Annotated in this window: 11 protein-coding genes; 6 read left to right on the forward strand and 5 right to left on the reverse strand. The window is 68.7% G+C overall.

Annotation, left to right across the window (positions count from 1 at the left end; genetic code table 11):
• Positions 1-56 precede the first annotated feature (56 nt).
• The gene (locus BDK89_RS11895; protein WP_133869147.1) at positions 57-938 is read right to left on the reverse strand and encodes a phosphatase PAP2 family protein; all 882 of its coding nucleotides are present in this window, start codon (positions 936-938) and stop codon (positions 57-59) included.
• 321 nt (positions 939-1259) lie between these two features.
• On the opposite strand from BDK89_RS11895, the gene BDK89_RS11900 reads away from it, so the two are divergent.
• Positions 1260-1832: a sigma factor-like helix-turn-helix DNA-binding protein gene (locus BDK89_RS11900; RefSeq protein ID WP_166657545.1), complete on the forward strand. Its 573-nt coding sequence runs from the start codon at positions 1260-1262 to the stop codon at positions 1830-1832.
• A complete protein-coding gene (locus tag BDK89_RS11905; RefSeq protein ID WP_133869149.1) occupies positions 1829-3898 on the forward strand; it encodes a hypothetical protein in 2070 nt (689 codons plus the stop codon). The genes BDK89_RS11900 and BDK89_RS11905 overlap by 4 nt, the downstream gene beginning before the upstream one ends.
• A 103-nt stretch (positions 3899-4001) precedes the next feature.
• On the opposite strand, the gene BDK89_RS11910 is transcribed toward BDK89_RS11905, so the two are convergent.
• Positions 4002-5435 (reverse strand): HAD-IB family hydrolase, encoded by a 1434-nt coding sequence (locus BDK89_RS11910; RefSeq protein ID WP_133869150.1) that lies wholly within the window; start codon positions 5433-5435, stop codon positions 4002-4004.
• 263 nt (positions 5436-5698) lie between these two features.
• On the opposite strand from BDK89_RS11910, the gene BDK89_RS11915 reads away from it, so the two are divergent.
• The 3 genes from BDK89_RS11915 to BDK89_RS11925 all read left to right on the forward strand — a co-directional run bounded on the left by BDK89_RS11915 (position 5699) and on the right by BDK89_RS11925 (position 9499).
• Positions 5699-6637, forward strand: a complete 939-nt coding sequence (locus BDK89_RS11915; RefSeq protein ID WP_133869151.1) for a LysR family transcriptional regulator — start codon at positions 5699-5701, stop codon at positions 6635-6637.
• A 98-nt stretch (positions 6638-6735) separates the two neighbouring features.
• Positions 6736-8085 (forward strand): acyl-CoA carboxylase subunit beta, encoded by a 1350-nt coding sequence (locus tag BDK89_RS11920; protein ID WP_133869152.1) that lies wholly within the window; start codon positions 6736-6738, stop codon positions 8083-8085.
• 145 nt (positions 8086-8230) lie between these two features.
• Positions 8231-9499 carry a citrate synthase gene (locus BDK89_RS11925; RefSeq protein ID WP_133869153.1) on the forward strand — a complete coding sequence of 423 codons (1269 nt, stop codon included), beginning with the start codon at positions 8231-8233 and terminating at the stop codon, positions 9497-9499.
• A gap of 120 nt (positions 9500-9619) precedes the next feature.
• Here BDK89_RS11925 and BDK89_RS22180 read toward each other — a convergent pair whose 3' ends face one another.
• Positions 9620-10123: a hypothetical protein gene (locus BDK89_RS22180; RefSeq protein ID WP_133869154.1), complete on the reverse strand. Its 504-nt coding sequence runs from the start codon at positions 10121-10123 to the stop codon at positions 9620-9622.
• A gap of 281 nt (positions 10124-10404) precedes the next feature.
• Here BDK89_RS22180 and BDK89_RS11935 point away from each other — a divergent pair, with 281 nt between their 5' ends.
• Positions 10405-11514, forward strand: a complete 1110-nt coding sequence (locus BDK89_RS11935; protein WP_133869155.1) for an acyl-CoA dehydrogenase family protein — start codon at positions 10405-10407, stop codon at positions 11512-11514.
• A gap of 18 nt (positions 11515-11532) precedes the next feature.
• Here BDK89_RS11935 and BDK89_RS11940 read toward each other — a convergent pair whose 3' ends face one another.
• Positions 11533-12363: a molybdopterin-dependent oxidoreductase gene (locus BDK89_RS11940; protein WP_166657547.1), complete on the reverse strand. Its 831-nt coding sequence runs from the start codon at positions 12361-12363 to the stop codon at positions 11533-11535.
• Positions 12360-13166, reverse strand: a complete 807-nt coding sequence (locus BDK89_RS11945; RefSeq protein WP_133869157.1) for a cytochrome b/b6 domain-containing protein — start codon at positions 13164-13166, stop codon at positions 12360-12362. The genes BDK89_RS11940 and BDK89_RS11945 overlap by 4 nt, the downstream gene beginning before the upstream one ends.
• Between the last annotated feature and the right edge of the window lie 47 nt (positions 13167-13213).

Here is a 13213-nt window from a genome sequence, read left to right on the forward strand (position 1 = left end):
GGGCACGGCGATGCGCACGGTCTGCGCGGGAGGTCGAGCTTCGGGTGGTGACGCGATCAGGACGTCGTCGACGAGTCGACGTCGCGCTGTGGCGCGTTCGCCGTGGGCGACGCCGAGTTGGCGTGCGCCTCGAGCTGGTCGAGTCCGGCGGCGGTCTGGAACCGCAGCTTCGTCCACGACCAGCGACGATCGCCGACCCAGGCCTGCACGACCCGATAGACACCGATCGCCGCCATGATCAAGATGCCGGCGACGGCGGCGTCGATCCACCAGTGGTTCGCCGTTGCGATGATCGCCAGCGTCATCAGCGCCGGGTGGATCAGGATCAGATAGCGCCACGGTGACTTGAGCACCATGATCACGGCGATCGCCTCGATCATCGCCCAGCCGAAGTGCAGCGACGGCATGGCGGCGATCTGGTTGGCGGCGCCGTCGAGCGCGTTGGCCGGGTAGATGCTCGGCCCGAACGTCGCCATCGTGTCGACGAAACCGGCCATCATCCGGGGTGGAGCCAGCGGGAAGATCAGGTGGATGACGAGGGCCGAGAAGGTCACGAACGCCATCAGGTTCCGCACGAAGGAGTAGTGGCCGTGGTGGCGCCAGTACAGCCACAGCAGCAGGCCGATCGCGGCCGGGAAGTGGAACACCACGTAGTACTGGTTGAGCAGCTTGATGATCGTGGGGTGATCGAGCAGGAACTGCTGCAGGTTGTCCTCGAAGGGCAGGCCGAGCCAGGTCTCGAAGCTGATCACGCCGCGGGCGTTGTCGAACGCCGCACGCAGGTCGCCACGGGTGAACAGACGGATCGTTCGGTAGATGACGAGCAGGCCGGCGCAGATGCCGATCTCGAGCAGCAGGCGGAAGCCGTATCGGCTGCGCCACCACGACGCGATTGATCCGGTGACGTCACGTCCTCCGGATTGCACCGTCGTACCCATCACGACCTTCCTCGCCAGTTATGTCGCCCGCTGTGGCCTTCCACAGTAGTCCCGTAACGCCTTCTTCATAGAGATCATTCCCGGTTTCATCGGTCACAATCCACTGGTTTTCGCGCATCGGTGCTGGACAACGACGTGATCGCGCCGTGTTCGGCCACGATGCGTCGCCATCCGGCCACCGACAAGATGACATGCGGGCGAACATGCCCGTTTCAGGTCGCGTCCAAACCAGAACGAACGCGGCCGCACCGCCGCCGAACAACCAGCATCGACCACGGAATGGAACCGAACACGCGCGTCATGCGTTCTATGGTCGTGCAGGTGACCGAGAACCACGACGGTTCGGCCACAGGTGGGACCCCGACGACGAGCGCGGCGACGACCGCGACGACCGCGGACGCCGCGCCTGCGACCCGACTGCGGACCGACGATTTCGACGAGTTCTGCGTCGCCGTCCAGCCGTCGCTGGCGCGTGCGCTCGCACTCACCCTGAACGACGCCGAGCTCGGCCGTGACGCTGCCGCCGAGGGCCTGACCCGGGCGTGGGCTCGGTGGTCGAGCGTGTCGGCCATGGACAACCCCGCCGGATGGGTCTACCGGGTCGGGTTGAACTGGGCCCGGTCGCGCCTGCGGAAACGACGACGAGAGGTGAGCACCGCGTTCCCGCCCGATCGCAGCCGCACCTCGGCAGCGATCGACGGCTACGACGACGCCGTCGCTGGGGCGCTCGCCCGCCTGTCGCCCGACCATCGTGCGGTGGTGGTCGCTCGCTACTACCTCGACTGGTCGGAGGCGGCCACCGCCGCCGCGCTCGAGGTGCCGGCCGGCACCGTGAAGAGCAGGCTGAGCAGGGCGCTCGAACGACTCGACGACGACCTCAGGAGCGACGGATGAACCCGATCCCCGAACCCCCCGACCGCGACCGCCGGCTGCGCCGGACGCTCGACGCCTCCGCGGCGAGCCTCCAACTCGGTGCCGCCGCCCCGGGCGACATCGCAGCCCGTGGGCGCCGCCGCCGTCGGCACCGGCGACTCATCGGTGGCGGCGCCGTGTTGGCGCTGGTCGTCGGTTCGGCCGCTGTGCTCGCGAGCGGCTCCGACGACTCGACCGTCTCCACGAGCGACAGCGTCCCGCCCACGTCGACGGCGCCTGCACAACCCACACCGGCCACGCCGACCACCATCCAGGCGCCCGACGCCATCTCTCCGACGACCGGGCCATCGACGTCCGGGCCATCGACGTCCGGGCCACCGACGACGGCGACGCCGGCCGACGTCGACGCACAGCCCGACGACACGACGCCGACCGTGCCACCCGAGACCTCGTTCGGCAGTCTCGTTCCGTTCGGCGACGGTTTCGCCATGGTCACGACCCGAACCATCACGCCACCTCTCCCCGACCGTCTCCCACCCGAGATTCGCGACCTGTTCTCCGAGGAGGCGATCGCCCTGTTCGCCGACGGACTCCCACCGACGATCGAGGAGGCGACGCGCATCCTCGACGAGGCCGGCCTGCTCGGCGAAGTCACCGAGGTGATCACGAACCATCCAGAGGCCTCCGACGCGATCTACGGCAGCGGACCTGCGACGCAGGTCACCGAGATCTGGACCACGGGCGACGGGGAGACGTGGACCCTGACCGAGGTCCCCGGCGGCCGCGCCTACCGTGCTGCGCTGCCGACATCGGACGGCCTGGTCGCATGGTCGACCGAACCGGGCTCCGATCAGGGCTCGACCGTGGTCAGTCTCGCCGCTACCGATGATCTGTCCGACTGGCGATTCGCCGAGTTTCCCCTCGGCCCCGACCCGGACGAACCGAGCTACCTCGACGAGGTCGGCTGGGTCGACACCGTCGTGACCGTCGGCGATCAGTGGTTCGCGCTGGCGGAGGTGTCACGACACATCGACTGGCTCGAGGTGCTGCCGCCCGACGTTCGCGGCGAGATCGGCGACCGGGCGTTCGGCCTCACCTACGACGAGGAGTCGCTGACGGTCGACTACGTCACCGGCGAGGGCCAGATCGTCCGGTCGTTCGATTTCGTCGAGCTCGGGTTGCCCGACGGCCCTCGCGAGATCGACGGCCTGCCGCAACAGCGGTTGTTCACCGGGACCTTCGGGGGTGCTCCGGCGGCAGAGAGGATCGACCTCCCGAGCAACTCCGCGCTGGACGATCCTCTCGGAGCGACCGCCCGATCGCTGCATGCGCTCCCCTCCGGCGAGTTGGTCTACGTCGGCAACTCCGTCTTCCGGTCGGGGGACGGACGTTCGTGGACCGAGTCAGCGGCACTCCCGGTCGAGCTCGTGGTCACGGGGTCGGCGCCGCTCGGCGACCGGGTGCTCATCGCCGGTCGCCGCTCCGATGTCTCCGCTCCTATCTTCATGACATGGGACCCGGTCGATGGGCTCGTCGAGATCGCCGGCCCGGACGTGCCCGGCGACTTTGGACTGTGGGGCCGCCGAGCGTCGCCGACGTGGGTCGTCGACTCGGTGACGACGACGCCGGCACCACCGATCGAGTTCGGATTCGAGCACGACGGGCTCCAGTACGAGATCGTCGACGACCTGCAGACCTTCACTCTCGTGGTCACCGACGTAGCGACGGGCGACGTCGTCGTCGACCGCCTCATCCCGACCGAGGAACGCACCGAGCTGTTCGACACGCTCGGCGCCGGCGACCAGGAGACCGTCGCCGTGACCGACGACGACGGGACCGAGATCGCCCGCCTGCCGTCGGCCCTGGTCGTCAACGCCTACCTGGAGGCCCAGACCGGCGGAGTGTCCGAACCGGCTCGATCGGACCACGATCGCTGGCTGATCGCCACCACCGACGGCGTCGACTGGTCGACGATCGATCTCGTCGACCCGGACGACGACAGCGTGTGGTCGGCCGAAGCGGTCCTCAACGGCCGGACACTCCTCGTGCGCGACCACGACGACTGGTCGGTCGAGACGCTGCCCTGACACACGGCGCGCCCGTGTCGGGATCAGTCGGTGCCGGGGCGGCGTTCGGCTTCGCTGTCGGGATCAGTCGGTGCCGGGGCGGCGTTCGGCTTCGCTGTCGGGATCAGTCGGTGCCGGGGCGACGCTCGGCCTCGTGCTCCGGGTCGCCGTGGTAGCCGGGCGGGTAGGTGCGTGCCAGCTCCTCGGGCGTCGGGTCGTACGGCTCGTGCGCCACGGGCGGCAGCAGCTTCGTGATCGCCTTCATGATCCGCTTGGTGTCGGCGTCGGCACTCTTGTACTTCAACGACACCTCCGGTCCGACGGTCGCCGTGACCTCCGGCGGGTCGGTGACGTTGAGCAGATCGGGCACCCGCGCCGATCGGGGCCACACCTTCTCGGTTCCCCACAGCCCGACCGGGATCACCGGGGCCTTGGTGAGCGCGGCCAGGCGCGCCGCACCCCAGCGACCGGTGAGCTTCGGTTCGAAGAACGCCGGGCCGCGCGGGATCGTGCCCTGCGGCATGATGCCGACCATCTCGCCGCCTGCCAGCGCGTCGGCGGCGGCTGAGAGCGGTTCGTCGGAGCCGGTGCCGCGGTCGACGCGGATACCGCCGAGCGCGGTGGCGAGGGTGCCGACGAGCGGTGCGTCGAACACCTCCTTCTTGCCGAGGAAGCGGATCGTGCGGCCGGTGCGGGCGACGACCATGGCCATCATGGTCGGGTCGAAGTACGAACGGTGGTTCCCGACCAGGATGACCGGCCCCTCATCGGGGATGTTCTCGGTGCCCTCGATGTGGATGTCGGCGAACGGGACGAGCGACGGCCGGGCGAACATCATGCCGAGCTTCTGCAACTCGAGGCCGACGACGGGTAGCTTGCGCACGCCCGGTGACACGTCGAGGTGCAGCGTCGGCCAGCGGCGGGCGGCGGCCATGAGCGTCATGCGAGGGTCGGGGTTGACCACGACCGGGTTGCCGACGGCGCCGAGCAACGGCGTGTCGTACACCGAGTCGGAGTACGCCCAGCTCTCCGCCATGTCGATGTCGTGCTTCGACGCCCAGGCGCGGACCGCCTCGAGCTTGCCCGCCGACCAGACGAACGGGCCGGCGAGGGTGCCGTCGTAGGTATCGCCGTCGGCAGCGACGCCGTACCGGGTGGCGATCACGTCGTCGAGGCCGAGCAGGTCGGCGAAGGGCTTGACGAGGTCGTACGGGGTGGTGGTGGCGAGCACGATCGGCCGCCCGGCATCACGGTGCTGCGCGAAGACCCCCGCCGCGAACGGCTGCACCATGGCGACGAGTTGGTGGGCCACCGTCTCGGCGGCGTCCTGCACCGACCGACGTGACCGCCCCTTCGCCAGCGTCACGGCCTGACGGGCGAGTGCCATCGACGGCAGCGTCTCGCCGATCGTGTTGAACAGCTGGTAGACGAACTTCTCGCCCGGCACGGAGCGGCTGACCAGGCCGGCCTCCTTCATCGCGTGCGAGAACACCTCCCCGCTGGCGCCGCGCAGCAGTGTGCGATCGAGGTCGAAGAAGGCCGCTCCCTGTGATGCCACGGCCGCAGCCTAGGCGTCCCGGCCGCGACGGGACAGCGCCGGGACGGGAACGGAAAAACGGGAAACGCCCCGATTGGGGGAATCGGGGCGTCTCAACCTGGGATCTTCCTTCGGTGGGGGGCCGATTGGTGGAAGTCCCTCCGAGCGGAACATGGGGGGTGTTCTCGCGTCGTTCTGTTTGTGAAAGTATGCACGTGCACGTGTGCATCTGGCAAGTAGAACATGACGATAGTCATTATCTGTTTTGCCGATAGGCTCCCGGCATGGACGTCCGCCAGCTCGCCGCCATCGTCGCCGTGGCCGATCACGGCACCTTCAGCGCCGCTGCACGAGCCCTCTACACGGTGCAGTCCAACGTGTCCGGCCATGTGGCCAAGCTCGAGCGCGAACTCGGCGCACCGCTCGTCGACCGTTCGAACGGCACCCTGACCGAGGAAGGGGTCCGAGTCGTCGAGCGGGCACGCCGCGTCCTCCAGGAGATCGACGACATCGCGGCCGACATCGCCTCGCTCGACGACGACGTGTCGGGCGATGCCCGCATCGGCGTGATCGGTACGACGGCCCGCTGGATGATGCCGCAGCTGCTCGGCGCCGTCGCCGAGCGACACCCACGAGTCCACCCGATCGTCAGCGAGGGTTCCACGACCACGATCGTGCCGGGCGTGCTGTCCGGCCAGCTCAATGCGGCGATCATCCACCTGCCGATCGACGACCCCGAACTCGTCGTCGAGCCGCTGTTCGCCGAAGACCTTCTCCTGCTCGCTCCCGCCGGACATCCACTCGCCGGGCGTGACGAGATGTCGCTCACCGAACTCGAGGACACCCCCCTGCTCCTCCCGCCGAAGGGTGCCGCACTGCGACGGGTGCTCGACCGGGCCGCCGGCAGCGTCGACGTGACGTTGCGGGCACAAGCCGAGATCGACGGCGTGCGCCTGCTCGCGTCGCTGGCGTTCGACGGCTACGGCGCAGCGATCGTCCCGGCCACGGCGGCGCCACGCCAGGTCGACGGCCGATTCAGCCGCATCACGGTGCCCGAACTCCCCCGTCGCGTCGTTGCGTTCGCTCGGCGCCGCCGCCCGGCGCCGAGCGCCGCGACGACGGCCGTCGCCGAGGTGCTGGCCGACGTGATCGCCTCGCACGGCGCCGATCAGCCCGGCGTGCACCTCGGCTCGGAGACGTTCCCGCTCCAGCGCTCGTCCTGACGACACGGGCGTCCGTCGACGGCGGCGATGGCCGGCTCGGGGCGAGAGCGCGACGGCACCCTGTCGCCGTCGGGTCGGTCCGGATAGTGTCCGACCCGATGTCCCTCGACGAACTCCAACTCGCCGCGGCCGTCCCCGGACCGGTCAGCACTCGCATCCGGCTCCTCGACGGTCGACGCGTGTCGTGGCTCGAGTTCGACGCCGTCGACCCGGCGGCGCCGCTCACCCAGGCGATGACCATGACGATGGAGATCGCGGCCCGAACCGCGTTCGACGAGCGGATCCCGCTCGTGATGGTCGTCAACTCCGCCGGCGCCGACATCGGCGAAGGGATCGCAGCACTCGACGGCTGGGGGCGTGTCGCCCGCGCCCTCACCCGCTGCTCCGGCGCCGTCCCCACCTTCGCCATCGTCGACGGACCGGCTGTCTCCGGACCGGCGCTGTTGCTCGGCCTGGTCGACTTCGTCATCATGACCGAACGTTCGTATGCGTTCGTCAACGGCCCGGTGATGGTCCGCCAGTTCACCGGCATCGACATCACCAAGGACGACCTCGGGAGCCCGGGCCCGCTCGAGCAGAACGCCGGCCTGCCGGTCGGCGTCGTCGCCGATCGAGACGCCGGCACCGAGATGGTCACCGAGCTCCTCGCCTACCTGCCCGACCACGTCGACCTCGAACCGCCGCGCTGGCCCGTCACCGACCCGGTCGACCGGCCGTGCCCCGAGGCGGGCGAACTGATCCCCGAATCGTCGACCGGTAGCTACGACGTGCGCCAGGTCGCGGAGGCGATCGTTGACGACGACTCGTTCATGGAGATCCGCGCACGCTGGGCCGGCAACGTCGTGACCGCCTTCGCGACCGTCGGCGGTCGCCCGATCGGCATCATCGCCAACCAGCCGATGAACCTCGCCGGCACGCTCGACATCCCGGCGTCGCAGAAGGCCGCCCGCTTCGTGTCGTTCTGCGACTCGTTCAACCTGCCGATCCTCACCCTCGTCGACACGCCCGGCTTCTACCCCGGCAAGGACCTCGAGTGGCGCGGCATGATCCGCCACGGCGCCCAGCTCGTTTACGCCTACGGACGGGCGACCGTGCCCCGGATCTGCATCATCTTGCGCAAGAGCTACGGCGGCGCCTACATCGTCATGGACTCCAAGACGATGGGGAACGACGTGTGCCTCGCCTGGCCCTGGGCCGAACTGGCCGTGATGGGCGCCGGCCAGGCCGCCGCCATCCTGCAGCGCCGGGCGACCGACGAGGAACGAGCGGCGTTCGAGGTCGACTACGCCGAACGTCTCCTCAACCCGTACATCGCGGCCGACCGTGGCCTCGTCGACGGCGTCATCGACCCGGCGGAAACACGTCGCGAGGTGGCCGCCGCGTTGTCGATGCTGGCGAACAAGCGCGAGCGCCTGCCGCGCCGCAAGCACGGCAACACCCCGCTCTGAGTCACCGTCGGCGCGGGCCAATGCCCACCGGGCGGGCCGTCATCAGATGTTCAAACGCTTCGTTGAAGCGTTGGTGCCCTGGGCCGATACAGTCCCGACACGGGAGAACAGCCCTATTCAACGCGTGAGACACGAAGGAAGCGACGTGCCCGACACCATCACCATCACCGACGACCGCACCGGCAAGACCGTCACCGTACCGATCGAAGGCGGTGTGTTCCCTGCGGCGGCCGTCCGCGAGCTCGACCCGAGCTTGTTCGTGTACGACCCCGCCTACATGCAGACGGCGTCGTGCAAGTCGGAGATCACGTATCTCGACGGCGGCGCCGGCATTCTCCGCTATCGCGGCTACCCGATCGAGCAGCTCGCCGAGAAGTCGACCTTCCTCGAGGTCGCCTACCTCCTGCTGCACGGTGAGCTCCCGACGACGGCCGAGCTCGAGCAGTGGCGCCACGACGTCACGCACCACACGTACATCCACGAGAACATGCGCAAGCGGTTCGTCGACGGCTTCCACTACGACGCCCACCCGATGGGCCTGTTCGTGTCGGCGATCGCCGCGCTCGGCACGTTCTACGACGGCGCCAAGGACATCGACGACGAGGCATCCCGCCGCAAGCAGATCCTGCGGTTGATCGCGAAGACCCCGACGATCGCTGCGATGTCGTACCGCTTCTCCCAGGGCCTGCCGTTCAACTACCCGGAGAACGAGCTCTCGTACCCCGCCAACTTCCTCAACATGATGTGGAAGGTCGGCAACGACTACCAGGTCGACCCGATCCTCGAGCGGGCGATGGACATCTTGTTCATCCTCCACGCCGACCACGAGCAGAACTGCGGCACGACCGCAATGCGCGTCGTCGGGTCGAGCCACGCCGATCCCTACTCGTCGGCTGCCGCTGCGGCGAGCGCCCTGTACGGCCCGCTGCACGGTGGCGCCAACGAGGCCGTCGTGCGCATGCTCAGCGAGATCGGCTCCGTCGAGAACGTGCCGGCCTTCATCGACTCGGTCAAGAACGGCGAGGGCCGCCTGATGGGCTTCGGCCACCGCGTCTACAAGAACTACGACCCCCGGGCCACGATCATCAAGAAGACGGCCTACGACGTGTTCGAGGTGACCGGCAAGAACCCGCTGCTCGACATCGCGCTGGCCCTCGAAGAGGTCGCACTGAAGGACTCGTACTTCGTCGACCGCAAGCTGTACCCGAACGTCGACTTCTACTCGGGCCTGATCTACCAGGCGATGGGATTCCCCGTCGAGATGTTCACCGTGCTGTTCGCGATCCCGCGCACGGCCGGTTGGCTCGCCCACTGGCAGGAGCTGTTGAACGACAAGGATCAGAAGATCTCGCGTCCCCGCCAGTGGTACACCGGCCCCGACGAGCGCGACTACGTGGAGATCGGCAACCGCTGATCACCCGAAGCGAATCGATCGAGCCGAACGGCCGCCTCCGGGCGGCCGTTCGTCGCGTCCGGCGTCAGGTCGTCCCGAGGGCGGCTCGAGCGGGCCGGCGCCGTATCAGAAGGCGCCAGATCAGAAGAGGTCGGCGAAGCGCTCGATGCCGAGCGACACGATCGCCGTGGCATCACCGACGCGGTCACGGGTGACGGTCGGGATCGGGCGGGTGCGGGTGGCGAGCGGCGTCGGCGCCGCGGCCGTCGGCGTCGGCGTCGAGGCCGGCGCGGCCGTCGTCGGCGGCACCGGCGGGAGACCGACCGCCACCGCCACGGTGGTGGGCGGGACGGGCGGCAGACCGACGGCGACGATCGTGGTCGTCGGCACGGGCGGGGCCCCGACGGCAACGGTGTCACCGTCGACGACTCCCACGGCACCGTCGTCGCTCGCCACGGTCGTGCTGGTCGTGGTGGTGGACGTCGTCGGAGCAACCGTCGTCGTGGTCGTCGTGGGGGCGACCGTGGTGGTCGTCGTCGTGGTCGGCGCAACGGTGGTCGTCGTCGTGGCCTCCGGAGCGACCGTGCTCGTGGGAGCGGTCGTCTCGGGAGCCGGTTCGCCGGCCGGGGGTTCGTCAGCCAGCACGCTCGGCGCGGTGGCGACGACGCTCAGTACAGATACCGCTGTGATCGCGGTGGCGATTCGCCGAATCGCGCCGTTCCGAGTACCCAACATGCTTCCAGCGTATGAATCTCGTCTCGGCGCTGTCACCCCGAAATTCAAGGAATTCCGAGGAATTCGTTCAAGAACCGGAAAATCCGACCACGGAAATGTCACATTTCGGGTTTGGCCAACCACTCAGTGCGCGAGCCCGTCCGTCCCGACCGATTCGGGGGTGAGGGTTGCTCACGCATACGATCGTCGCCATGGACTTCGCGTGGTCGCCCGAACAGATCGAGTTGCGTGAGCAGGCCCGTCAGGTCGCCGCCGACGCGGTGGAGCGGTTCGGTCGTCACAACGACTCGTGGATCAACGGCTTCTCGAAGGACTTCGCGAAGGAGATGGCCGCACTGGGTTGGATCGGCCTGACCTGGCCGACCGAGTTCGGCGGCCAGGGTCGCCCGCCGGTCGACCGCCTGATCATCGGTGAGGAACTGATCGCCGCCGGCGCACCGATCGCGGCCATGTGGTTCGCCGACCGACAGATGGGGCCGACCCTGATCGCCTACGGCCGCGACGACCAGCAGGCCGAGTTCCTGCCGGGCATGTTGTCGGGCGACACCACCTGGTGCATCGGCATGTCGGAACCGAACGCCGGCAGCGATCTCGCATCGCTCGTCACGTCGGCACGACGCGACGGCGACGAGTGGGTGATCAACGGCCAGAAGATCTGGACCAGCTTCGGTGATGTCGCCGACTACATCTACCTGATCTGCCGCACGAGCAGCGACGGCCCGCCCCACCAGGGCATCAGCGAGATCATCGTGCCGATGGACACGCCCGGCATCGAGGTCCGTCCGATCAAGGACATGACCACGAACCAGCACTTCTGCGAGGTGTTCTTCACCGACGTGCGGGTGCCGCTCCCCAACCTGGTCGGCGTCGAGGGCAACGCGTTCAAGCAGACGATGCGCCAGCTCGAACACGAACGCGGCGGCATCGACCGGCTGGTCTCGAACCGTGCCCTGTTCCAACTCGCGTGCGACCGGGCCGACACCTCCGACCCGCGCGTCCGCCAGGAGATCGCCCGACTCGAATCGGCCTACCGGATCGGACGCATCCTCGTCACTCGTGAGGTGCTCGGGCAGGCACCCACGGGGTTCTCCGCCGCCACGAAGTGCTTCTGCACCGAGCACGAGATCGAGGTCGCCGAGTTCGTCGCCCGTGTCTACGGCGCCGACGCCACGGTGTGGAACGACGTCGTGCACGGCCTCCTCTACGCGCCCGGCTACACGATCATGGGTGGCACGTCGAACATCATGCGCAACATCCTCGGTGAGCGGGTGCTCGGTCTGCCCCGAGAGCCGCGCGCCTGACCCGGCGATGCCGGACGATCAGAGTCCGGCGTACCAGTCGTAGCTGCGCTCGGCCCAGTAGTCGGCCGGGCGCTCGTACGAGTACCGGATCACGCCGATCCGCTTGATCGCCTTGATGCCGTACTTGTTCGGCGTGGCGAGCCGGAGCGGTGCACCGTGCGCCTGCGACAACGGCTCGCCGTGCTCACGCATCGCGAGCAGCGTCTGCGGGTGCAGGATCGACGGCATGTCCCAGCCGACGTAGTACTGACGATCGGGCGTCGCCAGCCCGACGTAGGGCACGTCGCCGACCTCGTCGGCGTAGCGGGCGTGGAAGTCGGCGAAACGGGGCCCTCCCCAGTGGGTGATGTTCGACCAGCCCTCGATGCACTTGTGCTCGTAGACGAGGTCGTACTGGGGCAGCGCCTCGAAGGTCGAGATGTCGAGTTCATCGAGCATCGTGCCGTCGGGCGCCTCGACGCGGACGGTCCACTCGTCGAGGTCGATCTCGTTGCGGATCCCGAGTCGGCCGTTGATCTGGATCGGGCTGGCGTCGGCGATGTCGTACTCGGGCGCCGAGCGCGCGGGCAGGGCGGTCCAGATCGACTCGTTCGCCTCGAGGGTGTCGCGCAGCACCTGCGGGATGCCGTCGTCGGTGTCTTGGGTCTGGACCCACCGCCACAGCCCGCCGCCGACCACGACGGCGGCGGCACCCGTGAGGAACGATCGCCGCGAGCGAGTGCGGAACTCCGAGACCGGGATCGTGGGTGCGTCGGCGGTCTGGGCGGCGAGCTGCCGGGCCCGATCGTCGTCGTGCTGCCGGTCGTCGTCGGGTCCAGGGCGATCGTCGGTGGTTTCGGTGCCACTCATGACGTGGCCTCCTCGTCGGTGGGTGTGGTGACGTCGGGGGCCGCGACGTCGGCGGGACTGGCGGGTTCGAGGCTGTAGCCGGTGATCATCGAGCGGAAGTTGTTCCATCCGGCACGGGCCACCTGGAGCAGGTGGACGACGAAGAACAGGACGATGCCGATCGTCATCGCGAAGTGGGTGAGCCGTGCGCCCTGGTAGCCGCCGAACAGGTACGGCAGCGGGTGGAGCTGGGTCGGCTTGTAGATCGCGAAGCCGCTGATCACGAGGATCGCCGCCATGACGAGCACGGCGGTGTACGCCATGCGCTGGGCGGCGTTGTACTTGCCCTGCGGCGGGGCGTCCTTGCGGAGGTGCAGATCGTGAGCGACGACCTGGGCGGCTTCTCTCGGCACCCGTCGGTCGGGGACGATGTGCCGCCACTCCCCCGTCAGAGCGAGGTAGATCGAGTAGGCGACGCCGTTGATGACGAACAACCACCCGAACGAGAAGTGGAACGCCATCCCGCGCGCCAACCGGCGGTCGAGGCCGAGTTGTTCGTAGACGACCTCGGGGAAGAACGCGAACCACTCCCAGCTGCCGATGCCGAACGCATAGACGTCCTCGGCCCAGTAGATGCGGAGGCCGCTCCACACCATGATGGTCAGCAGCGGGACGTTGATCCAGTGGAACCACCGGATCGCCCGTGGATGGACGAGGCGTGCGACGCGGTCGTCGCCGGGCGTCGACGGTTCGTCCGGCCCCGCGTCGTCGTGCTGGTCGTGCCGGTCGTCGTGCTGTTCGTGGTCGATGTCGATGGAGGTCATGTGCGCTCCCGTCGCCAGGTGCGGCGAACGCCGCACCCAGCGAGGTT

The sequence above is a fragment of the Ilumatobacter fluminis genome (assembly GCF_004364865.1).
In the GTDB taxonomy this organism is placed as follows: Bacteria; Actinomycetota; Acidimicrobiia; order Acidimicrobiales; family Ilumatobacteraceae; genus Ilumatobacter; species Ilumatobacter fluminis.